Source organism: Streptomyces sp. NPDC048718 (assembly GCF_043198875.1).
Taxonomy (GTDB): Bacteria; Actinomycetota; Actinomycetes; order Streptomycetales; family Streptomycetaceae; genus Streptomyces.
This window is the reverse complement of the sequence record NZ_JBICVG010000015.1, coordinates 101,427-126,058: the sequence shown is the minus strand read 5'-3', so window position 1 is coordinate 126,058 and position 24,632 is coordinate 101,427. Positions and strand designations below refer to the sequence as shown.

The 24,632-nt window shown below is 73.5% G+C and carries 20 protein-coding genes; 8 read left to right on the top strand and 12 right to left on the bottom strand.

Annotated features, from left to right (window positions below):
- The first annotated feature begins 13 nt into the window (after positions 1 to 13).
- Positions 14 to 1,231 carry an IS110 family transposase gene (locus ACGFRB_RS26080; RefSeq protein WP_393246451.1) on the top strand — a complete coding sequence of 406 codons (1,218 nt, stop codon included), beginning with the start codon at positions 14 to 16 and terminating at the stop codon, positions 1,229 to 1,231.
- Positions 1,232 to 1,304: 73 nt separating this feature from the next.
- On the opposite strand, the gene ACGFRB_RS26075 is transcribed toward ACGFRB_RS26080, so the two are convergent.
- From ACGFRB_RS26075 to ACGFRB_RS26045, 7 genes are all read right to left on the bottom strand, one after another.
- On the bottom strand, positions 1,305 to 2,513 hold the full coding sequence (locus ACGFRB_RS26075) for a histidine kinase (protein ID WP_393246449.1): 1,209 nt from the start codon (positions 2,511 to 2,513) through the stop codon (positions 1,305 to 1,307).
- Positions 2,510 to 4,516: a cation acetate symporter gene (locus tag ACGFRB_RS26070; RefSeq protein ID WP_393246447.1), complete on the bottom strand. Its 2,007-nt coding sequence runs from the start codon at positions 4,514 to 4,516 to the stop codon at positions 2,510 to 2,512. The genes ACGFRB_RS26075 and ACGFRB_RS26070 overlap by 4 nt, the downstream gene beginning before the upstream one ends.
- A 10-nt stretch (positions 4,517 to 4,526) precedes the next feature.
- A complete protein-coding gene (locus ACGFRB_RS26065) occupies positions 4,527 to 4,919 on the bottom strand; it encodes a hypothetical protein (RefSeq protein ID WP_363010220.1) in 393 nt (130 codons plus the stop codon).
- Between the two features lie 149 nt (positions 4,920 to 5,068).
- The gene (locus ACGFRB_RS26060; RefSeq protein WP_393246445.1) at positions 5,069 to 5,914 is read right to left on the bottom strand and encodes a LytR/AlgR family response regulator transcription factor; all 846 of its coding nucleotides are present in this window, start codon (positions 5,912 to 5,914) and stop codon (positions 5,069 to 5,071) included.
- 92 nt (positions 5,915 to 6,006) lie between these two features.
- The gene (locus ACGFRB_RS26055) at positions 6,007 to 6,879 is read right to left on the bottom strand and encodes an Fpg/Nei family DNA glycosylase (RefSeq protein ID WP_393246444.1); all 873 of its coding nucleotides are present in this window, start codon (positions 6,877 to 6,879) and stop codon (positions 6,007 to 6,009) included.
- Positions 6,880 to 6,933: 54 nt separating this feature from the next.
- On the bottom strand, positions 6,934 to 9,141 hold the full coding sequence (locus ACGFRB_RS26050; protein ID WP_393246569.1) for a SpoIIE family protein phosphatase: 2,208 nt from the start codon (positions 9,139 to 9,141) through the stop codon (positions 6,934 to 6,936).
- Between the two features lie 259 nt (positions 9,142 to 9,400).
- Positions 9,401 to 10,825 (bottom strand): DUF6777 domain-containing protein, encoded by a 1,425-nt coding sequence (locus ACGFRB_RS26045; protein WP_393246442.1) that lies wholly within the window; start codon positions 10,823 to 10,825, stop codon positions 9,401 to 9,403.
- 433 nt (positions 10,826 to 11,258) lie between these two features.
- On the opposite strand from ACGFRB_RS26045, the gene ACGFRB_RS26040 reads away from it, so the two are divergent.
- Positions 11,259 to 11,468 carry a hypothetical protein gene (locus ACGFRB_RS26040; protein ID WP_393246440.1) on the top strand — a complete coding sequence of 70 codons (210 nt, stop codon included), beginning with the start codon at positions 11,259 to 11,261 and terminating at the stop codon, positions 11,466 to 11,468.
- A gap of 84 nt (positions 11,469 to 11,552) precedes the next feature.
- Positions 11,553 to 12,986, top strand: coding sequence for a lipase maturation factor family protein (locus tag ACGFRB_RS26035; protein ID WP_393246438.1), 1,434 nt, complete (start codon positions 11,553 to 11,555; stop codon positions 12,984 to 12,986).
- A 218-nt stretch (positions 12,987 to 13,204) separates the two neighbouring features.
- Here the strand turns inward: ACGFRB_RS26035 and ACGFRB_RS26030 are convergent, their stop codons facing one another.
- The 3 genes from ACGFRB_RS26030 to ACGFRB_RS26020 all read right to left on the bottom strand — a co-directional run bounded on the left by ACGFRB_RS26030 (position 13,205) and on the right by ACGFRB_RS26020 (position 16,006).
- Positions 13,205 to 13,390, bottom strand: a complete 186-nt coding sequence (locus ACGFRB_RS26030) for a hypothetical protein (protein WP_393246436.1) — start codon at positions 13,388 to 13,390, stop codon at positions 13,205 to 13,207.
- A 255-nt stretch (positions 13,391 to 13,645) separates the two neighbouring features.
- Positions 13,646 to 15,121 carry an SDR family NAD(P)-dependent oxidoreductase gene (locus tag ACGFRB_RS26025; protein WP_393246434.1) on the bottom strand — a complete coding sequence of 492 codons (1,476 nt, stop codon included), beginning with the start codon at positions 15,119 to 15,121 and terminating at the stop codon, positions 13,646 to 13,648.
- 126 nt (positions 15,122 to 15,247) lie between these two features.
- A complete protein-coding gene (locus ACGFRB_RS26020) occupies positions 15,248 to 16,006 on the bottom strand; it encodes a (2Fe-2S)-binding protein (RefSeq protein WP_393246567.1) in 759 nt (252 codons plus the stop codon).
- 360 nt (positions 16,007 to 16,366) lie between these two features.
- Between ACGFRB_RS26020 and ACGFRB_RS26015 the strand changes: the two genes are divergently transcribed.
- Positions 16,367 to 17,527 carry a DMT family transporter gene (locus ACGFRB_RS26015; protein WP_393246432.1) on the top strand — a complete coding sequence of 387 codons (1,161 nt, stop codon included), beginning with the start codon at positions 16,367 to 16,369 and terminating at the stop codon, positions 17,525 to 17,527.
- Here ACGFRB_RS26015 and ACGFRB_RS26010 read toward each other — a convergent pair.
- Positions 17,408 to 18,763 carry a transglycosylase family protein gene (locus tag ACGFRB_RS26010; protein WP_393246430.1) on the bottom strand — a complete coding sequence of 452 codons (1,356 nt, stop codon included), beginning with the start codon at positions 18,761 to 18,763 and terminating at the stop codon, positions 17,408 to 17,410. The two genes, ACGFRB_RS26015 and ACGFRB_RS26010, sit on opposite strands and share 120 nt — an antisense overlap.
- 718 nt (positions 18,764 to 19,481) lie before the next feature.
- On the opposite strand from ACGFRB_RS26010, the gene ACGFRB_RS26005 reads away from it, so the two are divergent.
- Together ACGFRB_RS26005 and ACGFRB_RS26000 are read left to right on the top strand one after the other, a co-directional pair.
- Positions 19,482 to 19,745: a GlsB/YeaQ/YmgE family stress response membrane protein gene (locus ACGFRB_RS26005; protein ID WP_363010203.1), complete on the top strand. Its 264-nt coding sequence runs from the start codon at positions 19,482 to 19,484 to the stop codon at positions 19,743 to 19,745.
- Positions 19,746 to 19,871: 126 nt separating this feature from the next.
- The gene (locus ACGFRB_RS26000) at positions 19,872 to 21,746 is read left to right on the top strand and encodes a potassium transporter TrkA (RefSeq protein ID WP_393246428.1); all 1,875 of its coding nucleotides are present in this window, start codon (positions 19,872 to 19,874) and stop codon (positions 21,744 to 21,746) included.
- Positions 21,747 to 21,924: 178 nt separating this feature from the next.
- Here ACGFRB_RS26000 and ACGFRB_RS25995 read toward each other — a convergent pair whose 3' ends face one another.
- Complete coding sequence (locus ACGFRB_RS25995; protein WP_393246426.1) at positions 21,925 to 22,683, bottom strand: MerR family transcriptional regulator; 759 nt, start codon at positions 22,681 to 22,683, stop codon at positions 21,925 to 21,927.
- A gap of 221 nt (positions 22,684 to 22,904) precedes the next feature.
- On the opposite strand from ACGFRB_RS25995, the gene ACGFRB_RS25990 reads away from it, so the two are divergent.
- Both ACGFRB_RS25990 and ACGFRB_RS25985 read left to right on the top strand, forming a co-directional pair.
- Entirely contained in the window at positions 22,905 to 23,378 is a 474-nt protein-coding gene (locus tag ACGFRB_RS25990) for a hypothetical protein (protein ID WP_393246424.1), read from the top strand.
- Positions 23,379 to 23,447: 69 nt separating this feature from the next.
- Positions 23,448 to 24,563 (top strand): methyltransferase domain-containing protein, encoded by a 1,116-nt coding sequence (locus ACGFRB_RS25985; protein ID WP_393246422.1) that lies wholly within the window; start codon positions 23,448 to 23,450, stop codon positions 24,561 to 24,563.
- The last annotated feature ends 69 nt before the right edge of the window (positions 24,564 to 24,632 follow it).

The following is a 24,632-nucleotide window of genomic DNA, read 5'->3' as shown; positions in this document are numbered from 1 at the left end:
TGGAAAGGGCACGATGTTCGAGATCGAAGACGTGGGCGTGTTCCTCGGCCTGGACGTCGGCAAGTCTGCTCATCACGGCCACGGGCTGACTCCGGCAGGCAAGAAGGTCTTCGACAAGCCGCTGCCCAACAGCGAGCCGAAGCTGCGGGCCGTCTTCGACAAACTTGCCGCGAAGTTCGGAACCGTCCTGGTCATCGTGGACCAACCCGCCTCGATCGGCGCCCTGCCACTGACCGTCGCCCGCGACGCGGGCTGCAAGGTCGCCTACCTGCCCGGCCTGGCAATGCGGCGGATCGCCGACCTCTACCCCGGCGAGGCGAAAACCGACGCCAAGGACGCCGCGGTGATCGCGGACGCCGCCCGCACCATGCCCCACACCCTGCGCACGCTGGAACTCACCGACGAGATCACCGCCGAACTCACCGTCCTGACCGGCTTCGACCAGGACCTCGCCGCCGAGGCCACCCGCACCTCCAACCGCATACGCGGCCTGCTCACCCAGTTCCACCCCTCCCTCGAACGCGTCCTCGGACCCCGCCTGGACCACCAGGCCATCACCTGGCTCCTCGAGCGATACGGCTCCCCGGCCGCCCTGCGCAAAGCCGGCCGCCGCAGACTCGTCGAGCTGATCCGCCCGAAAGCCCCACGCATGGCCCAGCGGCTGATCGACGACGTCTTCGACGCGCTCGACGAGCAGACCGTCACCGTCCCGGGCACCGCCACCCTCGACATCGTCATCCCTTCCCTGGCCGCATCCCTGGCCGCCGTCCACACCCAGCGACGGGCGATGGAAGCCCAGATCAACACGCTTCTGGAGGCCCACCCTCTTTCCCCGGTCCTGACGTCGATGCCCGGCGTCGGCGTCAGGACCGCCGCCGTCCTGCTGGTCACCGTCGGCGACGGCACCAGCTTCCCCACCGCCGCCCACCTCGCCTCCCACGCCGGCCTCGCCCCCGCCACGAAACAATCGGGCACCTCGATCCACGGCGAACACGCCCCCAGAGGCGGAAACCGCCAGCTCAAACGGGCGATGTTCCTGTCCGCCTTCGCCTGCATGAACGCCGACACAGCCTCCCGCGCCTACTACGACAAGCAACGAGCCCGCGGCAAAACCCACACCCAAGCACTCCTCCGCCTCGCCCGCCAACGCATCAGCGTCCTGTTCGCCATGCTCCGCGACGGCACCTTCTACGAATCCCGGACACCGAAGGACGTCGAGCTCGCCGCATAACCCCAGCACCCCGAACCACACCAAACCCGACAGGGGCGCCTTGACGAAGGACATAGAGGCCCCCCCCGGCGGGTCATGCCGTCGGGTGCACGCCCGGGCGGTACTTGGGAATCCGTACGGTCACCTTCATCCCCGCCCCGATCCCGGTCTCGATGACCAGGCCGTACTCCGGCCCGTACACCTGCCGCAGCCGCTCGTCCACATTGCCGAGACCTATGCCGGAGCCGGCCGGGCGGTCGCCGCGCAGGATCGCGCGCAGCACCTCCGGGTCCATGCCGATCCCGTCGTCCTCGACGACGACCACCGCCTCCGCGCCCGCGTCGCGCGCCGCGATCGTCACCCGGCAGCCCTCGGCGGAGTCCTCCAGACCGTGCTTGACCGCGTTCTCCACCAGCGGTTGCAGACAGAGGAAGGGCAGCGCGACCGGCAGCACCTCGGGGGCGATCTGGAGCGTGACCTTGAGCCGGTCTCCGAACCGCGCCCCGGCCAGCTCCAAGTACTGCTCGATGGCCCGCAGTTCGTCGGCGAGCTGGGCGAACTCGCCGTGCCGCCGGAAGGAGTAGCGGGTGAAATCGGCGAACTCCAGGAGGAGTTCCCGGGCCTGCTCGGGGTCCGTCCGGACGAACGAGGCGATGGCGGCGAGGGAGTTGAAGATGAAGTGCGGGGATATCTGCGCGCGCAGGGCCCTGATCTCGGCCTCGACGATCCGGGTGCGGGAGCGGTCCAGCTCGGCCAGTTCGAGCTGGACGGAGACCCAGCGGGCCAGTTCCGTCGCGGCCCGCACCAGGACCGCCGACTCCCTCGACCCGTACGCGACGAGCGCGCCGAGCACCCCGTCCTCGCCGGTGAGCGGGGCCACCACGGCCCAGCGCAGCGGGCAGTCGACGTCACGGCAGCCGGCGTGGGCGGACCGGCCGCGGCCCGAGGCGAGGGTCCCGGCGACCAGTTCCGTCACCGCGCCGCGGTGGTGTCCGCCGCCGGGCCCGTCCCAGGCCAGCACGGCACCGTCGCGGTCGGTCAGGCACAGGGCCTCGGTGCCGAGCAGCGAGCGCAGCGGGCCCGCCGCGCGACCCGCGGTCTCCTCGGTGAGCCCGGCACGCAACGGGGGCGCGGCGAGTGAGGCGGTGTGCAGGGTGTGGAAGGTGGCGCGCTCGACGGGGGTACCGAGGTCGAGTTCGGCGGCCCGGGGGCCCCGGCGGAGGGTGACCCGGCCGAGGACGAACCCGGCGGCCAGCAGCACGGCGCCGACCGCGCCGGCGGCGGCCAGGGCGATGCCGTTCACCGCCCGCTCCCTTCGGAATGGACCTCTTCGCAATGCGCCTCTTGGGAAGGAACCCCTTCGGGAAGCACCCCGCCGGAACGGGCCGTGCGAATCCGGGACTTGAGGATCCGGGACTTGCTGATCCCGGACTCACGTCCGGCGGCCCGGGTCAGTGGACGCGCGTCACGAGCGCCCCGCTCGCGCCCGGAGTGCGCGCGCGGGTGTGGTTCGGGCCGGCCCTCCACTTCCTCCGGCAGATGCAGCCGGGCCAGGATGCGGGAGGTGCCCGCCGGGACCCGGCCCGGAGTGGCCAGCGACACCAGGATCATGCTGAGGAATCCGAGCGGCACCGACCACACGGCCGGCCAGGCCATCAGGGTGTGCGGCCAGCCGCCGGGCGCCAGCCCGGCGCGGGTCGCCATCACCGCCGCGAGCGCGCAGCCCCCGCCGAGCAGCAGCCCCGCGACGGCACCCGGCGGGGTGAGCCGGCGCCACCAGATGCCGAGCACGAGCAGCGGACAGAAGGAGGAGGCGGAGACGGCGAAGGCGAGGCCGACCGCGTCGGCGACCGGAACGTGCGAGGCGCCGAGACCGGCGCCCAGCGGAACGGCGGTGGCCAGCAAGGTGGCCAGCCGGAAGTGCCGGACCCCGCGCGTGGGCAGCACGTCCTGGGTGAGCACCCCGGCCACCGACATCGTCAGCCCGGAGGCCGTCGACAGGAAGGCCGCGCAGGCGCCGCCCGCGAGAAGCGCGCCGAGCAGATCGCCGAGGACCCCGCCGAGCATCCGTCGCGGCAGAACCAGGACGGCGGCGTCAAAGGCGCCGGTCAGGGCGAGTTCGGGGGCGTAGATCCGGCCGAGCGCTCCGTAGAGCGGCGGCAGCAGGTAGAAGACGCCGACGAGCCCGAGGACGACGAGGGTGGTACGGCGGGCGGCCCGGCCGTTCGGGCTGGTGTAGAAGCGGACGGCGACATGCGGCAGTCCCATGGCGCCGAGGAAGGTGGCGAGGATCAGGCCGTACGTGGCGTACAGCCGGTGCCCCGCGCCGCTTTCGGTGAACGCCCCGGACAGGTCGAGCGGGTCGAGCGGCAGCTCGTCCCCGCCGGTCGCACCGGCTCCGCCGGACCCGCCGCCGCTGCCACTACCGCGGCCACTGCCGCCGCGACCGTCCCCGTCCGGCACCCGCTCGGGTACCAGGGCCCCGGCCGGAAAGGCGAGTTCGGTGCCGCGCTCCACTCGGTGGCCGCCCCGGCCGAGGGTGAGGGTCCGCCCGTCGTACGTCTCCCCGTCGACGATTCCGGTGACGGCGAGCGTGACGGGCGTGTCGACCCGGACGCGAACGGTCTCGGCGACCTTCACGGAGGTGTGGTCGCGCAGCACGGCGGGGGCGTCGAACCGGGCCTGCGGGGTGCCGTCGCCGAACCAGGCGGCGAGCAGGAAGAACGCCGGAACGAGCAGCGCGGCCAGCTTCAGCCCGTACTGGAACGTCTGCACGAAGGTGATGCTGCGCATCCCGCCGGCGGCCACGATCCCGGTGACGACCAGCGCGACGACGAGACCGCCGACCCAGTCGGGCGCACCGGTGAGGATTTCCAGGGTGAGCCCCGCGCCCTGGAGCTGGGGCAGTAGATACAGCCAGCCGATGCCGACGACGAAGAGGCTGGCGACGCGGCGGACCAGCGAGGATTCGAGCCGGGCCTCGGCGAAGTCGGAGAGCGTGTACGCGCCGGAGCGGCGCAGCGGTGCCGCGACCAGCAGGAGGAGCACCAGATATCCGGCGGTGTAGCCAACTGGATACCAGAGCATGCTCGGGCCCTGGACGAGAACGAGCCCGGCGATGCCGAGGAAGGAGGCCGCGGACAGGTATTCGCCGCTGATGGCGGCGGCGTTGAGTCGCGGGCCGACCGTGCGGGAGGCCACGTAGAAGTCGGAGGTGGTACGGGAGATGCGCAGGCCAAGCGCGCCGATGAGGACGGTGGCGAGGACGACGCCGACGACGGCGGCGACCGCGTAGCTGTGGTTCATGCGCGGGCGGTCACCGCTCGACGAGTCCGGTGAAGTCGCGTTCGTTGCGCTCTGCGCGGCGGACGTACCAGCGGGCGATGGCCCACACCACCGGATGGACGCCGACGCCGAGGGTCAGCCACACGGCGGCCTCGGGCACGGGCAGGGCCAGCAGCAGCGGCAGGGAGCCGACGAGCAGCGCGAGCGCGCCAAGACCGGTGAGGGCGGCGCGCAGCTGGCTGCGCATCAGGGAGCGCACATAGGTGTGACCGAGGGTGGTCTGCTCGCTGATCTCGGAACGGGCGGGCGGGTGCTGCGGCCGGGGGCGGGGCCGGGGCTGGGGCTGCACGGGTCCGGCGCCGACGGCCGAGGCGTAGGTGACGGTCTCGCGGCGGGGCCGGCGCGGGACGTGGTGCTCGGACATCGGCGTCCGCTCCCTCACGGTCGGGTGGGCCCGTGGAGTCTACGCAGCGGCAGGTCGGGGCGGTAGGCATGGCGATGAGGAGGGGACTGACGGGACTTGGTGGGACAGGTGACGGGCCGCCGGGAGCAACCCGGGCCGGCACGCCAACGTCAGCCTGCGGGGCGGCGCATCAGCAGCTCCCGCAGTTCGCGGGCGTGGCGGCGGGAGACGGCGAGTTCGGCGGCGCCGACCCGGACGGAGGTCGCGCCGCTGTCTACCCGGAGTTCGTCGATCCGGCCGAGGGCGACGAGGTGGCTGCGGTGGATCCGTACGAACCCCCGGGCCGCCCAGCGCTCTTCCAGAGTGGACAGCGGGATACGGACGAGGTGGCTGCCCTGGTCGGTGTGGAGCCGCGCGTAGTCGCCCTGGGCCTCCACGTACGCGATGTCGTCGACGGGCACGAAGCGGGTGACACCGCCGAGTTCGACGGGGATCTGCTCCGGGGTCCGGTCCGGCCGCTCGGCCCCGGCAGCCGCTGTGGGCACGGTGGGCGCGGCGGCCCGGCCCGCGGCCTGGACGAGGTCGTGGACCCGGCGGACGGCCTCGGCCAGGCGTTCGCGCCGTACCGGCTTGAGGACGTAGTCGACCGCCTCCAGGTCGAAAGCCTGGACGGCGAAGCCTTCATGGGCGGTGACGAACACGATCAGCGGGGGCCGGGCGGAGCCGCCGAGCAGCCGGGCCAGGTCGAGTCCGCCGAGACCGGGCATGTGGATATCGAGAAACACGACATCCACGGCGTCCGTCTCGTCACCATCCGGTCCGCCGTCCGACCCACCGTCCGACCGACCGTCCGGCCCACTCGCCGGCCCGGCGTCCACCGCCCGGCCGATCCGGCGCAGCGCCTCGGCGGCGTCGCTCGCGCCCTCGGCGGAGCGCACGCGCGGGTCGGCCCGCAGCAGATACAGGAGTTCCCCGAGGGCCGGCGCCTCGTCGTCGACGGCCAGTACGCGCAGCATGCGCGGGATTCTATGCCGCCACGACGGCGGCGGACGGGGCGAAGGGGTGACGAGGCGAAGGGACGGCAGGGCGAAGGGGCGGTGGAACGGGGCTACTTCAGGAGCCGGGACATCCGGCGGTCGGCGAGCAGGCGGCCGCCGGTCTGGCAGGTGGGGCAGTACTGGAGCGAGGAGTCGCTGAAGGACACCTCGCGGATGGTGTCGCCGCAGACCGGGCAGGGCTCGCCGGTGCGGCCGTGCACGCGCAGGCCGCTCTTCTTCTCGGCCTTGAGCCGGCCGGCGGCGAGACCGTGCGAGCGGGCGACGGCGTCGGTGAGAGTGGTGCGCATCGCGGTGTACAGGACCTCGGTCTCCTCCGCCGTGAGGCCGCCGGCCGGTTTGTACGGGGACATCCTGGCCGCGTGCAGGATCTCGTCGCTGTAGGCGTTGCCGATGCCGGCGATCAGGCTCTGGTCGCGCAGGGCGCCCTTGATCCGGCGCCGTTCGCCGGCGAGCAGGGCGGTGAAGGCGGCGAGATCGAAGTCCTCGGCGAGCGGATCGGGGCCGAGCCGGGCGATGCCGGGTACGTCGGCGGGGTCGCGCACCACGTACACCGCGAGGCGTTTGGTGGTGCCCGCCTCGGTGAGGTCGAAGCCGTCGCCGCCGGTGAGCGCGACCCGCAGGGCGAGCGGCCCCTTGCCCGGCCGGGGCGGACCGGAGGGCAATACGTCCTTCCACTGGAGCCAGCCCGCCCGGGCGAGATGGGTGACCAGGTGCAGCGGGCCCGCCGCGCCGTCGGTGCCGAGGTCCAGGAACTTGCCGTGCCGGGCGACGGCGGTGACGCACGCGCCGTCCAGGATGTCCGGGGGCGGGTCGTACGTCTTGAGCACACTGATCGCGACGGGCAGCACGCGGGCGATCTCCTTGCCCACGAGCCGGCCGTCGAGGAACTCGCGCAGGGCTTCGACCTCGGGCAGTTCGGGCATGTCCCCACCCTGCCGCAACGGGCCCTGCCACGCCTGCCGGGCGGTGGAGCCCGCTCAGTCCTCGGGGCGCCGACCGGGGTCGGCGGCCCGGGCGGCCTGCCCGCCCTCGCCCTCCTCCGCGCTCTCGTCGCCCTCGTCGCCCTCACCGCCCTTGGCCGGTCGGGCCGTACCGGCCGCACCCGCCGTCTCCGCGAGGTCGTCGAGATCGGCCGGGTCGAGGAACGCGGCCATCGTGGCCTCGGCGGCCTCCGCCGATGCGGCCGACTCCCCGGCCGCCCCGCCCTCCACCCGGGTGGCGAACTCGCACCACACGCTCTTTCCGTTGCCGCGCGGCTCCACTCCCCACTGGTCGGAGATCTGCTCCACGAGCAGCAGGCCCCGGCCCGAGACCCCCGAATCACCGGCCTCGCGCCGGCGCGGCAGCACGCTGGAGCTGTCCTCGACCTCGACGCGCAGCCGCCGTTCGGAACCGGGCAGCATCCGGAGGGTCACGATGGCCCCGCCGTCGGTGTGCATGAGGGCGTTCGTCACCAGCTCGTCGGCGACCAGCTCGATCTCGTCCGAGCGGCCCTCGGCGCCCCAGGCCCGCACGGCCGCGCGGATCATGTGCCGCGAGGAGCGCAGCGCCTCCGGGTCGTCCTGCCCGACGTGCTGCTGGAGCCGGCCCGCGGAGCCGGACTCGCGGCTGATGTCGCGGCGCAGCAGGAGGATCGCCACATCGTCGTCGCCGCCGCGTTCGTCGACGACTTCACAGAGCTGGTCGGCGAGTTCGTCGAGCTCCCGGGGACCCCGCTTGACCAGGGAGGACAGCCATTGGAGTCCTTCGTCGAGGTCGGATCCCGGTTTCTCGACGAGTCCGTCGGTGTAGAGCAGCAGCGTCTCGCCGGGGTCGAGTTCGACGGTGGTGACGGGGTAGTCGAGGTGGTCGAACTCGGCGGACAGGCCGAGCGGCAGACCGCCTTCGACGGGCAGCCGACGCGGTGTGCCGGTCGGGTCCTGGACAAGCGGGTCGACATGCCCCGCGCGGACGATCTGCACGAGCCCGGTGGCGGGGTCGGCCTCGGCGTACGTACAGGTGGCGAAGCGGTCGGTGTCGAGTTCGTGGAGGAAGACGGAGGCACGGGCCATCACCGTGGCGGGGGTGTGGCCCTCGGCGGCGTACGCGCGCAGCACGATCCGCAGCTGCCCCATGACGGCCGCGGCCTGGGTGTCGTGCCCCTGTACGTCGCCGATGACCGCGCCGACCCGGTCGCCGGGCAGTTGGACGACGTCGTACCAGTCGCCGCCGATGTCCCGGCCGAGCCGGGCCGCGCGGTAGCGGACCGCTATCTGCGCGCCGGGAATCTCGGGGATACGGCGGGGCAGCATCGCCTGCTGGAGCCCCTCGGCCAGGTCGTGCTCCTGCTCGTAGAGCATGGCCCGCTGGAGGCTCTGGGCGATGGAGCTGCCCAGGGCGACGAGCAGATTGCGCTCGTCGGCGCTGAAGCCGGTCCGGTCGCGGTAGAGCAGGCCGAGGGCGCCGATGGGGCGGGCCTGGGCGATCAGCGGGAGATAGGCGGCGGAGGAGATGCCGAGGTCGGAGACGTGCGGCCACAGAACCGGATACTCGGCGGCGAACTCCTCGGCGGTGTCGATGAAACGGGGGCGCAGAGTACGGATGACCTCGCCCATCGGGTACGGCTCGTCCACCCGGGTGTAGCGGGTGCCGGGGACGAAGGTCCCGGTGGGCCCCTCGGCCACCAGGTGGATGCGGCCGCCCTCCATCAGGCCCATGACGAGGCTGGCGGCACCGAAGTACTCCAGGCCCTGGGCGTCGCCGAGCATGTCGGTGATGTCCTGGATGGTCCGGGCGTGGGCGAGGGCGGCGGTGGTGGCCTCGACGACACTGGTGCGATCGCGGCGGCCCTCGTCGAGGCCGAGCCGGGTGGCGGACTCCGAGAGTTCCTCGGAGGCGTCGCGGACGACGCCGAGGATCCGGACCGGCCGGCCGGTCGCGTCCCGGCGGACCAGGCCCTGGGTGTGGGTCCAGCGCTGGGTGCCGGACCGGTCGCGGAGCCGGAAATAGGCTCCGTAGCGGTCGTTGCCCTCCTTGAGGGCCTGGGCGACCAGGGCGTCGAGACGGCGGGCCTCGTCGGCGAGGACCCGGGCGCCGAGCGATGCGGGAACGCCGTCGTACTCGCCGGGGGCCATGTCGAAGACGGCGAGCGCGGTGTCGTCCATCTCCAGGCGGCCGGTGACCAGGTCCCAGTCGAAACTGCCCATCCGGAACTCCCGGCCCAGCTCCTGGAAGAAGCAGTCGGCCGGTTCGGACGATCCCGTCGCGCGGCGGCACCAGCCGGCCGCCGCGGCATCGCCGCCCCCGCTGCCCGCACTCATGGAGCCACGCTAAGCACAGCGCGGCGGGAGCGCACGGCGGGAGGCCGAGGGCCGCGCCAGGGGCCTGAACAGGCGGTACGCCGCCCGGCCCGGCGGGCCCCCGCACCCGCACCCGTACCCGTGTCCGTACCGCCACGCTTGGGGCTCACCCGCGATCGGGGGCGGGGGCGGACGCGGGATCGGATCCGGCCTCGGGCTGCCACACCGTGTCGTCGGCGGGGGACGTGTGCTCGGGGGACGTCGGTCCGTCGGGGGCGGGCGAACCCCCTTGGGCCTCGGGGCCGTCGGGCGCGCCCGGGCCGTCCGGAAGGCCGGGCCCACCGGGGGCGACGCGTACATCCGGGCTGTCCATCCCGCCGGGTGCCGCGCCGTCCGGCAGCGCGGGTCCATCGGGTACGCCGGGCAGACCGGATCCGGCTCCGGCCCCCGCCTCCGCGCCCTCCGCGCCCGGCCCGTCGGGCATCGGGACGTCCGGCATCGGTACGTCGGACGCGGCCCCGTCGGATGTCCCGGGCCCCTCCGGAGCGGGCGGAGGCCCGGGGACGGAGGAACCGGTGGACCCGGTGGGCCCGGTCGGGCCGGTGGGCCCCGCCCCGGACGTGGAATCGGCGGGGTTCGCCGGGGACACCGGCGAACCTCCCGAGTCCGGCGGGGGCGCGGGCGGCGCGTCGAGGAGGTCGCAGCCGGCCGGGTCGCACGAGGGGGGCGTGTCCGGGCTGCGGTCCGCCTCGCCGCCGCTGCCGGTGGGCCGTTCGATCCAGGTGTTGCCGGCGCTGTCCGCCAGGATCAGGCTGCGTACGACGGCGCTGGTCGGGGTGATCGCGACGACCCGGTCGGGGCGGTAGCCCGGCCACGGCCGGCCCTTGTGCGGGACGCCGGGCGCGGGGGCCGGGGAGCGCAGCGGGTTTCCGCCGGCGCAGCGGACGCGCGGGGTCGCGTACTCGTCCACGAGGACGGCGGTACCCGTCTGGAGGATGGACTGGAAGGGCGTGGCGCGGCCGTCCTTGAGGCCATGGCTGGTGACCCGGGCGTCGGCGCGCAGCAGGACGGGGGTGAGGCCGCGCAGCCAGTCGGCGAGCCGGGCCTCGGGGATCCCGGCGGCCTCGGCGAAGGCACGGGCCCGGACGGGTTCGCCGGTGAGCTGGGCGACCTGCTGTTCGACGTTGCAGCTGGCGGTGGAGCGGGTGCCGCCGTAGAGGCCGGGAGTGGCACCGGTGAGCGCGCGGCCGGCCGGGGCCGTGCCGGTGGCGCTGCCGGGCGCCGATCCGGCGGGGCCCGCCGCGGGGGCGCCGTCCGGTGGGGCGGGGGCGCCCTCCTGCACGGTGGACGGGCCGAACGGCGTGGGCCCCTGGGCGTCGGCCGGTTCGAGCAGCACCTCACGGGCGGCGGTGGCGGCACTCCGCTGGGCGCCGGGCCCGGCCGCGGTGTCCCGGGAGCAGCCCGTGATCAGCAGGGCGGGGGCCAGCGCGGCGACCGCCCAGACCCCGGTGCGCACGGCCGCCCGGCCGCCGGGCGCGCCACCGTACCCCGTACCCGCCGGTCCCAAGGCCGACCCCGTGGCCGGTCCCATGGCCGGTCCCGTGGCCGGTCCGCCCACCGGTGATCCCGCCGATCCGCCGACCGACCCACCGAGCGGTCCGCCCGCCGCTCTCACCGCCCCGCCGCCCGGCGGTGTGCCGGGCACGGTGTCGAGCGGAGGGCCGTCCGGGACGCGGGGCCGGCTGGGCCGGGTGCCGGACGGCGGCGTGCCGGGGCGTGAGAGCCGTCGTCTGGATGCGTCGCGCACTGGGTCTCCCGCTGGTTCGGCCCGGATCGTTCCCTCCTGTCTGCCGCAGCGCCGGGGCGGCCGCAATCCGGGCGCGCCCATCCGGTGCGGGGCCCCATGCGCCCGGGCCCCTCGACGCTCCGGGCGGGAGCCGGCCGGCGGGTCCGCCGGGGCGTCCGGTCGGGGCGGCGGGGTTACGCTCCTTGTGTACTCATCCGCACGCTCCGAGGAGGCGGCCATGAGTCAGTACGACGAGTACACCAGCCCCTCGCAGGCCGAGGGCGAACGCCTCGACGAGGACATGGACGCGGCACAGAAGCGGGAGCGGCACCCGATGCCGACCCGTACCACCCCGTCACAGGCGGAGGGCGAGCGGACCGCGAACGACGGGACCGACGCCGCCGCCGGCGCGAAGTACCCCGGCGGAGGCACCACGGGCACGCGCTGACCGGCCCGGTCCCGGCCCGCGCCGGATCCCGAGCCGGCTCCCGTGCCGGATCGGGAATCGGATCCCGAACCGGAACTTGAACCGATGCAGTGGTTCACCGCACCCGACTACTGGTTGAGCCGGATCGTCTTCCAGCGCGGGCTCGCCGCGCTGTACGTGGTCGCCTTCGTGTCGGCGGCCCTCCAGTTCCGGGCGCTCATCGGCGAGCGCGGCATGCTGCCCGTACCCGCCTACGTACGCCGGGTCCCGGCCCGTCGCGCGCCGAGCCTCTTCCAGTGGCGCTACTCCGACCGGCTGTTCGCGGGCGTCGCCTGGGGCGGCGCCGGGCTCGCCCTCGCGCTGGTGGCGGGCGCCGGGGACGCGGTGCCACTGCCCGTGTCGATGCTGCTGTGGCTGCTGCTGTGGGCGCTGTATCTGTCGATCGTGAACGTGGGGCAGACCTGGTACTCCTTCGGCTGGGAGTCCCTGCTCCTGGAGACGGGTTTCCTCGTCGTCCTGCTCGGCAACGCCGACACCGGGCCGCCGGTGCTCGTGCTGTTCCTGCTGCGCTGGCTGCTGTTCCGGGTGGAGTTCGGCGCCGGGCTGATCAAGATCCGCGGCGATCCGTGCTGGCGGAACCTGACCTGCCTCTACCACCATCACGAGACCCAGCCGATGCCCGGCCCGCTGAGCTGGTTCTTCCACCGGCTGCCGAAGCCGCTGCACAAGGCCGAGTGCGCCGCCAACCACGTCGTCCAGCTCGGCATCCCGGTGCTGCTGTTCACACCGCAGCCGGTGGCGACGATCGCGGCGGGCCTGATGGTGGCGACCCAGCTGTGGCTGGTGCTCTCGGGCAACTTCGCCTGGCTGAACTGGCTCACCATCCTGCTCGGGCTGTCCGCGATGGACGGCTCGCTGCTGCCCGGCGGCCAGGATCACCCCCGGCCCGGCGCCCCGCTCTGGTACGTGGCCGTGGTGTGCGCCGCCACGGCGCTGATCCTCGTCCAGAGCCGCCACCCGGTGCGCAATCTGCTCTCGCGGCGGCAGGCGATGAACCGCTCCTTCGATCCGCTGCACCTGGTCAACACTTACGGCGCGTTCGGCAGTGTCAGCCGGGTCCGGGACGAGATCGTGATCGAGGGCACCGACGATCCGGCGCCGGGTCCGGACACGGTGTGGCGGGAGTACGGCTTCCGCGGCAAACCGGGCGATCCGCGGCGGCTGCCGCGCCAGTTCGCGCCGTACCATCTGCGGCTCGACTGGCTGATGTGGTTCGCGGCACTCTCCCCCGGTTACGCCGAAGACTGGTTCGGGCCGTTCGTGGAGCGCCTGCTCGCCGGGGACCGGGACACCCTGCGGCTGTTGCGCCACAACCCGTTCCCGGACGCGCCGCCGGCCCGGGTGCGGGCGCTGCTCTACCGCTACCGGTTCACCACCTGGCGCGAGTTGCGGGAGACGGGGGCGTGGTGGCACCGCACGCTGGTGCGGGAGTATCTGCCGCCGGTACGGCTGCGCGAGCCGGCCGACCGTACCCCGTGACCGCGGCCGACGCCGACGCCGCCCGGGCCGCCCGCCGCGTACCTCCCCGAAGTCGCCCCGGACCCGCCGCCCCGGACTCGTGGGGCAACTCTGGAATCCCTCGTCCAGACGCACCGGGGCCGTGGGGCACCCCTGGATTCCCGCCCCTGGACGCACCGGTGCCCCCGGCCGGGAGACGTGGCCGGGGGCACGCGGCGAAGCGCTGCTTGCGGTTCGGTTCAGTCGATGCCGGGCAGGATGTGCGGCTCCGCCAGGTCGTCCTCGTATCCGGCGAGCCGGATCGGGGCCGAGCGGGCCCAGACTTCGAGGTTGCCCAGCTCTCCGGGCCGACGGCGGGTCGGCTCGATCGTGCCGATCGGCTCAGCGGGGCGCTGCTTCTCCTGCGTGGTCGATTCCGGTGTCACCGCGCACTCCTTCGTGTCGCGTATCAGGGGGACAGGGGCCGTCCGGTCGCGGTGGCGCCGTTCTGCGGGCGGGACCGCGGCCCTTCGGTGGCAGGCCAGTCCCCGGCCGGGATGGGGAGGTTCGGTGAAACCTCTGTCGCCCGGCCGTGTACACCAGATTAACCAAATGAGCGCGCCTGCGCTCTATGGGGCACGAAAGTGTGACGCGTTCGAGTGAACTCGGCTCAATATCCGTACCCCGCCCCTGTCACCCGTTTACCACTTGCCCGGCGCGTAGTCCTTCAGGAAGACGCCGTACACGTCCTCGCCGTGCTCGCCGAGCACGATCGGGTCGTAGACCCGGGCCGCGCCGTCGACCAGGTCGAGCGGGGCGTGGAAACCCTCCTCCGCGAGCCGCAGCTTGTCGAAGTGGGGGCGCTCGTCGGTGATCCAGCCGGTGTCGACCGAGGTCATGAGGATGCCGTCGGTGTCGAACATCTCCTGGGCGCTGGTCCGCGTCACCATGTTCATGGCGGCCTTGGCGGCGTTGGTGTTCGGGTGCCCGGCGCCCTTGTAGCCGCGGCCGAAGACGCCCTCCATGGCGGAGACGTTGACAACGTACGCGCGCTTGCTCGCGGCCAGCGCCGCGGCCCGGGCCATCGCCGGGCGCAGCTTGCTGATCAGGATGAAGGGCGAGGTGTAGTTGCAGAGCTGGGTCTCCAGCAGCTCCACCGGGGAGATCTGCTCGATGGTCTGGACCCAGGTGTTGCTCTCGACGACGTCCGGCACCAGGCCGCCCGCGTCGATGGCGGTGCCGTCGAGGTGCCGGGCGACGCTGGCGTTGCCGGCGACCAGGGCGAGGTCGGCGACCTTCTGGGCGTCGAGCCCGCTGACGCCGACGGGCAGCGCGGCGAGGCCGTCGACCGCGCCGGAGTTGAAGGCGCCGATGACGTGGTGGGCGGGCAGCTCGCCGGCCGGCAGCGGGGCGGTCTCGCCCTCGACGAGCGCGGCGTACGCGGAGGGCAGCCGGCGCACGGTCTGCGTCGCGTTGTTCACCAGGATGTCCAGCGGGCCGGCCTCGGAGACCTGGTCGGCGAGGGCGACTGCCTGGGCCGGGTCGCGCAGGTCGATGCCGACGACCTCCAGACGGTGCAGCCAGTCCGCGGAGTCCTCCATCGCCTTGAAGCGGCGGATGGCGTCCTTGGGGAAGCGGGTGGTGACGGTGGTGTGGGCGCCGTCGCGCAGCAGCCGCAGCGCGATGTACATGCCGATCTTGGCCCGGCCGCCGGTGAGCAGCGCGCGCTTGCCGGTGAGGTCGGCGCGGGCGTCGCGCTTGCCCCGGTTCAGGCCGGCGCACTCCGGGCAGAGCTGGTGGTAGAAGTAGTCGACCTCGACGTACCGCGTCTTGCAGGTGTAGCAGGAGCGGGGGCGCTGGAGTATGCCCGCGATCCTGCCCTCCTCGGTGACCGAGGAGGGCAGGATGCCCTCGGTCTCGTCGTCGATGCGCTGCGCGGAGCCGGTGGCGGTGGCCTCGGTGACGGCCTTGTCGTGGGCGGTCTTGGCGGCCCGGCGCTCCTGGCGGCGGCGCTGCTTCACGGTCCGGTAGATGCCGGCGGTGGCCCGGCGGACGGCGACCGCGTCGGGGTGGTCGACCTCCAGCTTGTCCAGCTCGTCGAGCACCGCCAGGCAGACGGCCAGGCGCTCGGGGTCGATGCCCGGCCCGTACTCCTGGATTTCTTCAGTCACCGTCATGGCCTTGGCCGTCCTCGATCGCTCGTACCGTCGTCGCTCGTCGCCGCTGGTCACCGTCCACCGTCACCGGTGGTCACCGGTAAGTCACTGGTCGACGGCGTGTTTCAGGGCCTCGAAGAGGCAACTTTACGGAGCCGGGGGCCGCCGCTCCAAACCCATACGGGGTGGGTGGTCGAACACACAGTCGCCGCACAGGCCTCCGGCCGGGCAGCGGTAGTAGAGGCAGCAGGTGGTACGGCGCAGGGCGGGGCCGCGGACGGTGCCGGCCAGGTCGGGGTGATCGAGCAGGCCCTGGACGAGCGTGACCGCGCGGGCGGCGGCCTCGGGGCGGTGGTGGGCGCGGGCCCAGCGCACGAGTTCGCGCAGCGCGCCGGCGAGCGCGGAGCCGGCGTTGCCCCACAACAGTCGCGGGGAGATCCGGCCGTCCCGGACGAAGGCCGCGTACAGCGGGACGAGGTGGGCCTCGTGGACGGCGGCGCGCAGCGCGTCGACGGTGGCGGGGCGGGTGGCCGTGCCGGACCACCACAGGTCGTCGGGCGCGCCGAGGGTGCCGTCCCAGTGGAGGGTGGCGGGCGTGAGATCGGGGAAGCGGCCGTGCAGGGCGGCCGGGCCGAGGGTGGTGGACCAGAGCCGGGCGGCGAGGCCCAGATGGGCCGCCGAGGCGGCGACGCGGCGCTCGCGCGCGCCGAGTCCGGCGGCGACCCGGTCGACACGGGCGGTGAGCGGGGAGTCGTCGCGGCCCGTGTACAGCTCGACGAGCGGGCGGTGCCCGCCTCGGTGAGGGGCGTCGGCACCGGCGCCAGTGGTGCCCGTTTCGGTGGTACCCGTGCCGGTGGGGTCGGGCCCTGGCGGCGGGGCGGTCCGCAGCACGAAGAAGCCGCCCACCCGCGCGGCGCTCGCGTCGCCGCGGTCACCGCCGTCGCGGGGATGGCTGGGCCGGCTGTCGTCGCGGGACTGGGAGGGGCCGGGCCGGTTGTCGCCGCTGCCGTCGGGTTCCGTCTGGGGGTCCACCGGTGCATCCTGCCATCGGTCGCGGCCCGGGCGGCCCGGAGCGGGAAATTTCGGGTTCTTCGACCGGGGGTATCCGCTTCGGAGTGGCGGCGGGCCGGTTCCCGTGCTTCCGGCCGTCACCTGCGCGGGCTACGCCGCAAGGTGTACGGGGCCGCCTCGTACTCCATTCGCGGTACGACGGATCGGGTTCCCAGGGACGACGACGCGAACGTCCGGAAGCGGGATCGTGGAGGTATGAGTTCCCTCGCGCTGTCCGTACTCCTCGCGCTGGTCTCCGCGGTCGCCTACGCGGCCGCGGCGATCGTGCAGGAGCGGGTGGCGGCCTCGGCCGCCGTTCCCCGTTACGCGCCGCTGCGCCGCCCGGCGTGGTGGGGCGCGGTCCTGCTCAACGCAGTGGGCGCGGCCCTACACGTGGCGGCCCTGGCGTTCGGGCCGCTGAGTCTGGTCCAGCCGATGGGCGCGCTGACGATCGTCTTCGCGCTGCCGCTGGCGGCGCTGTTCGTGGGCCGCCGGGCGGGCCGGACGGCCTGGCGGGGCGCGCTGATGGCGACGGTGGGTCTGGCCGGGCTGCTGAGTCTCGCCGGGGGCACGGCGGAGCAGCCGCTGGCGAGCGACGAGCGGCGGCTCCTCGCCCTCGTCACGTTCGGCGCGGTGGCGGCGCTGTTCACCCTCGCGCATCTGGTGCGGCGCCCCGCGCTGCGCGGCATGGTCCTGGCCGCCGCGGCGGGCGTGGCCTTCGGTATCGCCTCGGTCTTCACGAAGACGGTGGCGATGGACTTCCACTTCGCCGCGCCGCTCGCCGAGTGGGCGAGTCTGCTGGTGCTGTCCGCGCTGGCGGTGACGGGGCTGCTGCTGTCCCAGGCCGCGTACCGGGGCGCCGGGCTCGCCGCGCCGCTGGCCATGGTGACCGTGGTGAACCCGGTGATCGCGGCGACCGTCGGGCTGACCCTGTTCGGGGAGTCGTTCCGGTACGGGGCGGCCGGCGGGGTCGCGGCCCTGGCCTGCGGCGCGGTGACGGCGGGCGGACTGGTCCTGCTCACCGTGGAGCGGCTGGGCACCGGGGCGGTGGCCCTGGACACACAGGACACACAAGGCTCGCCGGAGGCGTCGGACGCACCGGAGCCGGCGGAGGGGCCCGGCGGGCGGCTGCTCGGGCGGAGAGAAGGGCAGGGGAACGCGGGCGGGCACGGGGTGCCGGACACGCGCGAGACGTCGGACCGGCGCGGGACCCCGGCAGAGCCGGAGCCCCCGGCCCTGCCGGACTCGTCCCGGGGGTCAGATGGAGACGCCCCGGGCGCGCAGGTACGCGAGCGGGTCGATGTCCGACCCGTACCCGGGACCCGTACGCATCTCGAAGTGAAGATGCGGTCCCGACACGTTGCCGGTCGCTCCTGAGCGTCCGATCCGCTGGCCGGTGCCGACCCGCTGGCCCTCGCGGACGGCGAGAGCGGACAGGTGCGCGTACTGGCTGTAGCGGCCGTCTCCGTGACGGATGACGACCTGGTAGCCGTAGGCGCCGCCCCAGCCCGCCGAGACGACCCGGCCCTCGGCCACGGCCCGCACGGAGGTGCCGGTGGGGACGGGGAAGTCGATCCCGGTGTGGTAGCCGCTGGACCAGGACGAACCCGGGGTCCGGTAGCGGGTGCCGATGTCCGTGTCGGCGACCGGCGAGGTGAAGTGGCGGGTGACCGGCGCGGGCTTGTGGGCGGCGGGCTTGTGCGCCGCCGGTTTGTGGGCCGCCGGCTTGTGCGCCGCCGGCTTGTGGGGCGCCGGCTTGTGGGGCGGCTTGGCCGGGGCGTGGGTGACCGGCTTCGAGGCGGGCTTCGTCGCGGGCGTGGCGGGGGGCGGCTTGGGCTTGGCCTGGGGCTTCGGCTTGGCCTCCGGCCGCGAGTGCGGCTTCGTCTGCGGCTTGGCGGGCGCCGCGGGCGCGGTCATCCGCAGGGTGAGCCGCTGGCCGGGGACTATCAGATCGGGGTCGTCGCCGACGACCTCGCGGTTGGCCTCGTACAGCCTCGGCCAGCCGCCCCGGACGGCCTTCTCGCGCGCGATCTGCGACAGGGAGTCCCCGGCCTCGACTGTGTACATCTTCCGGACGGTCGGCACGGTGGTCGGGCTCGCGGGCGCCGTGGCGGGCGTGACAGTGGGCGTCCGGGTGCGCTGCGCGGGCAGCGCCCCCTTCGCCGTCAGTGGCCGGGTGCGCTCGGTCTGCGTGCCGGCGCCGCCCGTGGATCCGGGCTCGGCGTCGCCCCGCTGGAGTCCCGCGCGCGGCCCGCAGGCGGGCCAGGCGCCAGGTCCCTGGCTCTCCAGGGCACGCTCGGCGACGGCGATCTGCTGGTCCTTGGAGGCGAGGTCGGCGCGGGGCGCGAAACGCGTTCCGCCGTACCGCTCCCAGGTGGACTGGCTGAACTGGAGTCCGCCGAAGTAGCCGTTGCCGGTGTTGATCTGCCAGTGGGAGGTGGACTCGCAGGCGGCGAGCTTCTCCCAGACGTCCAGCGAGGCGGCCTGCGCCGTGCCGGCTCCGATCAGCGGCAGGGCCATGCCGGCGCCGCCGGCGGTGACGGTGAGCGAGGCGCGGTTGATCCGGCTCGGCTGCTGACGGCGGTGCTTCCCGCGTGTCCCGCGTACGGCCATGAGCCCCCCTTGAACGCTTCGGCAGTCGCCCACGGTAGGGGCAGGCAACCGTACGTGACAAGGGGTTCAGACCGGATCTCCCGACCCTTCCGCCACATTCGGGCCAGGCGGCCCTCCGTCACCGTCCGGCGGGCCCCGGCTGGGGCTGCGGCTCGGGTTCGGGCACCGGCATGGGGCCGGGGGGCGACGGAACCGGGTTGGGTGGCGGCATGGGCGGGGGTCCCGGGGGCGGCGCGGGCGAGGGCATCGGGTCGGGGATGGGGGGCTGGGTCATGGCTTCCTCCGGAAGTACGGGTAGGGGGTAGGGGGTTCAGGGATCAGGGGCATGGAGCAGGACCGCTCCAGCCTCTCCCGATCCGCCTGCCCGCGCTCGCCCAGGCCATGCCTTCGGGCGACATCCCGGTCCCCGACGCGGCGCCGGAGACCGCCCCGCCGCTCCGGCGCCGCCCGGCGAGCGACCCGGCGACCCTGCGACCCTGCGCCCCTGCGCCCCTGACGGGGACGGAGGGTCTCGACGGGCGGCGCCGGGCTCGTCGTGGTGCCGCCCGGCCGCCGGCCTGCCGCCACACCCCGCCGGACGGGCACACGATCCGGGGCCCTTCCGCCTCAAGTCCCCCTTTCCGTAACGCGGTCGGGATGCGACCCGGCAGTGTTACGTTCTACGGGACTGTAGAAGCAAGTGGCTTGCCAAGGGCCGTGAAGGGGAAGGGATCAGGGGATGGAGATCTCCGGAATCATCAGCGCGATCGTGATCGGCATCGTCATCGGAACGCTCGGGCGGCTGGTCCTGCCGGGCCGGCAACGGATCGGTGTGCTGTGGACCATCGCCGTCGGCATCGTGGCCGCGTTCGTCGGCACGGCCGTCGCGAAGGTCCTGGGCGTCGCCGACACCCGGGGCATCGACTGGATCGAGTGGATCATCCAGATCGCCCTCGCCGCGGTGGGTGTGACCGCCTTGGAGCGCGCCAAGGCCCGTGACTGACCGCTGGATTGACGGCGGGGCCCCGCCCCGCGAAGTGAAAGAATGATCACGCGATCGGGCCGACCCCTCGGGGGCGGCCCGCGCCGTGCGCGGCACGGCGAACGACAGGCACAGGGGGAGACATCGGTGACGCGCGGAAGACTGCGGACCCGTGTCCGGTATTGGTTCGACGGCACCATGGACCGGGGCACACCCGCCCTGATCACCTGGCTGGCCCTGGCCTCACTGGTCCTGATAGCTCTCGCCTCCACCCTGGTGGTCCTGTTCACGAACACCGACGCCGAGGAGAACGGCGGCTGGTACGGCGTGGCCTGGATGAGCCTGCTGCGCACACTCGACCCCGGCACCATGGGCGGGGACACCGGCGGTCCGGTGTTCCTCGGTCTCATGCTGGCCGTGACCATCGGCGGCATCTTCATCGTCAGCGCCCTCATCGGTGTGCTGACGACCGGCCTCAACGAGAAGATCCAGGAACTGCGCAAGGGACGCTCACGGTTGATCGAGCGGGGCCACACGGTCGTCCTCGGCTGGTCGGACCAGATCTTCACCGTGATCGCCGAACTCGTCGAGGCCAACCAGAGTGAACGGCGCTCGTGTGTGGTGATCCTCGCGGACCGCGACAAGGTCTCGATGGAGGACGCGATCCGGGCCCGGATCCCCGACACGGGCAAGACCCGGGTGATCTGCCGCTCCGGCAATCCCCTGGTGCGCCAGGACCTGGAACTGGTCAGCCCCGACACCGCGAAGTCCATGATGGTGCTGCCGTCCACCGGACACGACCGCGACGTCGCGGTCATCAAGGTGCTGTTGCTGCTGAACAGCCGCACCTGGCAAGGGACTCGGCCCCACATCGTGGCCGCCGTGCACGACTCGGAGAATCTCGCCGCGGCCCGGCTCGCCGCCGGGGAAGGCGCGCTGGTCATCGACGCCGAGGACATCGCCGTACGCCTCATAGCTCAGGCGCACCGGCAGACCGGACTGTCCGAGGTCTTCAACGAACTCCTCAGCTTCGTCGGCAACGAGTTCTACCTCCGCGAGGAGCCGCGTCTGGTGGGCTCGACGTACGGCGAGGCACTGCACGCGTACGAGGCCGGGATGGCGTCCGGGCTGCAGCGGCGCGACGGTGCGATCCTGCTCAATCCCCCCATGGACACCGAGATCCACGCCGGCGACCGGATCCTCGTGCTCGCGGAGGACGATCTGCTGATCCGGCCGGCCACCCGCCGCCCCGCGATCGTCGAGGCCGCGATCACCTCGGCGCCCGCCCAACCGCCCGCCCTCGACCGCACCCTGCTCATCGGGGAGAACTCCCGTACGGCGAAACTGGTTTCGCTGCTCGACAGCTTCGTCCAGCCCGGCTCCACCCTGGATATCGCGGCCCCGCAGCGCCCTGAGGCCGCCCTGCGACGGCCCGTCACCAATCTGTCCCTGAGCTACAAGTCCTGTGTCCCGACCCGGCGTTCCTCGCTGGAGGCCCTGGATCTGGGGGGATACGAACACATCGTGGTCCTCTCGGACGACTCCGTCGCTCCCGGCCCGGCCGATGACCGGACCCTTGTCACCCTGCTCCATCTGCGGGACATCGAGGGCGCGCTGGACAGCCCGTACTCGATCGTCACGGAGATGAACGACGACGCCAACCGTGAGGTGGCGCAGGTGACCAAGGCCGACGACTTCATCGTCAGCACCAAGGTGATCAGTCTCATCCTGACCCAGCTCACCGAGAACCATGCCCTGATCGACGTGTTCTCCGACCTCTTCGACCCGGAGGGCTCGGAGATCTACCTCAAGCCGGCGTGCAATTACGTGGACCTCGGCGCGGAGGCCACCTTCGCCACGGTCGTCGAGGCGGCCCGGCGCACCGGCGAGACCGCGCTCGGCTACCGGCTGGCCCGCCACAGCGACGAAGCGCCCCGGTTCGGCGTCTTCCTCAACCCGCCGAAGAACGCGCCGCTCGTCCTCGGCCCGGAGGACTCCGTCATCGTCCTCGCCGAGCAGTAGGGCCGCTTCCTTCGCGCCTTCACCGGTGCCGGCACCGGCCTGGCGGGGAGCGGGGCATGCCGTGCCGCCCCCGCTCCCCCGTTCCGACGTTCCCCGGTGTCTGCGGTGCCCCCGGCGCGTCCAGTGCCCGGCGCCCCGCGGGGCGACCCCCGCGCGGTGCCGGGCACCGCCCACCGGCTCAGCTCAGCCGGGCGGCGGCGTAGACCTCGATCGCGTCGTGCTGGTACGCGGCCAGCCCCGGCGCGATCGCCTCGTACGCGGCGTGCCAGGTGTCGTTGTCGACACACGCGCGCCCGATGGCCCGGTACTCCTCGGCGGAGACGGCCCGCAGCCCGGCCAGCGCCCGGTACTGGGCGTCGATCTCGGCCTGGACCGGCTCCGCGCCGGCCGGGTGGCCCGCGGCCATGAGTTCGGCCAGCCGGATCATCCGCGCGGTGCGCGCACGGTGCGCGGCGTCGGCGTCGGCCTGGCTCATCCCGGCGGCACGCCGCCCGAGCTCCGCGGCGAGCCCGGGGAACTCACGCATGTTCTCCTCGTACTGAGAGGGCTCGACGCCCTCGAACAGGTTCTCCGGTCGATTGATGGTCATGGGTCGTCCGTCCTTCCTGGACTGTTCCAGTGCGGCGATCGCGCGGAAGACGGATCCGGCGAGGGCGTCGAGCCGGTCCCGCTCGGCGAGCAGCCGCCTGCGATGGCCCCGCAGCGCCTCCACCTCGTCTACCTGCTCGGACAGGATCCGGCCGATCTCCGGCAGCCCGACCCCCAGCGCCCGCAGCACCAGGATCTGCTGCAGCCGCAGAATCTGCCGCTCCTCGTAGAACCGGTGCCCGCCGGCACCGGTACGGCTCGGAGTCAGCAGACCGGTCTCGTCGTAATGACGCAGTGTCCGGGCGGTCACGCCCGACATCCGCGCCACCTCGGAAATGGGCCATTCCATCGCCACCACTCCCGCGTGTCCGTATCGCCAGGCCGGTCTCTCCGGCCTGGTCACGACGGTAGAAGCTGCCGCAGCGGCAACCGCAACCCCGAGCCGCCCGCGCTTCGGAGACGGTCCGGGCGACGGGTGCCGGCCACCCGGCGGGCGGGCCCGAATCGCCGTGACATGATCCCCTCGGCCGGGCGCGCGGCGTGTCCGCCGCGAACGAAGGGCAAAGGCTTGTGACCGAGGACGAGTGGCTCGACCGCCATGGTCCGCACCCGACCGGTGCGGACCTCGACGAGGTGCGCCGGCTGCTCGTGGAACGGACCCGGCTGGAGGAAGAGGAGCAGGGGGACGGTGACACCCGGCTGATGAAGCTGTGCTGCGTCCAGCTCTTCCACGCCGGGGTTCTCGACGACGTCCCGCTCATCTGGGAGGCCAAGGCCGCCAGCATGGATGCCAGTTGCTCGATCGACGTCCAGTTGCTGTGCGGCGGTGGGCTGGAGGCGACCAAGCGGTACTTGCGGTACCGGTGCACGCCCGGGGCCGGTATGCCCGGGGCCGAGGCGTCAACGGACGAGGTGGCCGAGGAGTCCGCGGCCGATGCCGAGCACGCGCTGGGATGGCTGCTCGACTGCGAACGGGCCGGTGACTTCGAGGACTTCACCGTCGAGGGACGCTCCGCCTGCTACGCCGCCTCCTACGCCTCGTGACCGGCGCGACCCGGCGTCCGGCGCGCCGCGCTTGACCCTCACGTGACGTCAGGCACCAGGCTCGGGGACGTGGCAGAGCATCTGACCGTGGGGCGCGTGGCCGGACTGGCCGGGGTGAGCGTCCGCACGCTGCACCACTACGACGAGATCGGCCTGGTCCGGCCATCGGCGCGGACCACGGCCGGTTACCGGGTCTACGCGGCGGGCGACGTGGAGCGGCTGCGGGAGGTGCTCACCTACCGGCGGCTGGGCTTCGGACTGCGCGAGATCGCGGATCTCGTCGACGACCCGGCCACCGACGCGGTCGCGCACCTGCACCGGCTGCGCGGTCTGCTGCTGGAGCAGCGCGACCGGGCGGCCGCCATGGTGACGGCCATCGACACCGAACTGGAGGCACGGGCCATGGGGATCAGGACGACCTCGGAGGACCAACTGAAGGTCTTCGGGGCGCGGTTGTACGAGACCATCGGGTCGGCGTACCCGGCGACCCGGCGTACCGAGCCACGGATCGCCGCCCAGGTCCAGGCGGCGCTCGGGAACGCGCGGACCGTCCTGAACGTCGGGGCCGGCACCGGTTCCTACGAGCCCCCGGACCGCGAGGTGACCTCGGTCGAGCCGTCGGCCGTCATGCGGGCCCTGCGTCCGGCGGACGCGGCACCGTGCGTGGCCGCCGAAGCGGAGAGCCTTCCGTTCGCGGACGGGTCCTTCGACGCCGCGATGGCCTTCAGCACCATCCACCACTGGCACGACCCGATCGCAGGGCTCCGCGAGATGCGGCGGGTGGCCCGCCGCGTGGTGGTGTTCACCCACGACTCCAGCGACGTGGGCTGGCGTCGACGGTTCTGGCTCAGCCGCGACTACCTGCCCGAGGTCGCCGGCCTCGTCGCCGGCCGCCCCACGATCAACGAGCTGGCCGATGCGATCGGCGCCCGCATCGAGCCGGTCCTCATCCCCTGGGACTGCGCCGACGGCTTCTTCGAGGCCTACTGGCGCCGGCCCGAGGCCTACCTGGAGGAGCACGTCCGCCGCGCGGTGTCGGTCTGGACCAGGGTCGGCCCGGAGGCGGAGCGGCGGGCGGTGGACCGGCTCCGCGACGATCTCGCCTCGGGCCGGTGGGCCGAGCGCAACCGCGATCTGGCCGGTCTCGACGCGGCCGAGCTGGGCCTCCGGCTGCTGGTGGCCTGAGCCGTCGTACCGGAGGGGCGCGGAGAAGGGGCGCCGAGGAGGGGCTTCGAGGAGGGGCGCACCTCGGCC

Coding starts and splice junctions, on each gene's coding strand:
- ACGFRB_RS26080 (WP_393246451.1), top strand. CDS start 14: ATGTTCGAGATCGAAGACGTGGGCGTGTTCCTCGGCCTGGACGTCGGC.
- ACGFRB_RS26070 (WP_393246447.1), bottom strand. CDS start 4,516: ATGAACCACAGCTACGCGGTCGCCGCCGTCGTCGGCGTCGTCCTCGCC.
- ACGFRB_RS26065 (WP_363010220.1), bottom strand. CDS start 4,919: ATGTCCGAGCACCACGTCCCGCGCCGGCCCCGCCGCGAGACCGTCACC.
- ACGFRB_RS26060 (WP_393246445.1), bottom strand. CDS start 5,914: ATGCTGCGCGTACTGGCCGTCGACGACGAGGCGCCGGCCCTCGGGGAA.
- ACGFRB_RS26055 (WP_393246444.1), bottom strand. CDS start 6,879: ATGCCCGAACTGCCCGAGGTCGAAGCCCTGCGCGAGTTCCTCGACGGC.
- ACGFRB_RS26050 (WP_393246569.1), bottom strand. CDS start 9,141: ATGGGCAGTTTCGACTGGGACCTGGTCACCGGCCGCCTGGAGATGGAC.
- ACGFRB_RS26045 (WP_393246442.1), bottom strand. CDS start 10,825: ATGGGACCGGCCACGGGGTCGGCCTTGGGACCGGCGGGTACGGGGTAC.
- ACGFRB_RS26040 (WP_393246440.1), top strand. CDS start 11,259: ATGAGTCAGTACGACGAGTACACCAGCCCCTCGCAGGCCGAGGGCGAA.
- ACGFRB_RS26035 (WP_393246438.1), top strand. CDS start 11,553: ATGCAGTGGTTCACCGCACCCGACTACTGGTTGAGCCGGATCGTCTTC.
- ACGFRB_RS26025 (WP_393246434.1), bottom strand. CDS start 15,121: ATGACGGTGACTGAAGAAATCCAGGAGTACGGGCCGGGCATCGACCCC.
- ACGFRB_RS26015 (WP_393246432.1), top strand. CDS start 16,367: ATGAGTTCCCTCGCGCTGTCCGTACTCCTCGCGCTGGTCTCCGCGGTC.
- ACGFRB_RS26010 (WP_393246430.1), bottom strand. CDS start 18,763: ATGGCCGTACGCGGGACACGCGGGAAGCACCGCCGTCAGCAGCCGAGC.
- ACGFRB_RS26005 (WP_363010203.1), top strand. CDS start 19,482: ATGGAGATCTCCGGAATCATCAGCGCGATCGTGATCGGCATCGTCATC.
- ACGFRB_RS25995 (WP_393246426.1), bottom strand. CDS start 22,683: ATGGAATGGCCCATTTCCGAGGTGGCGCGGATGTCGGGCGTGACCGCC.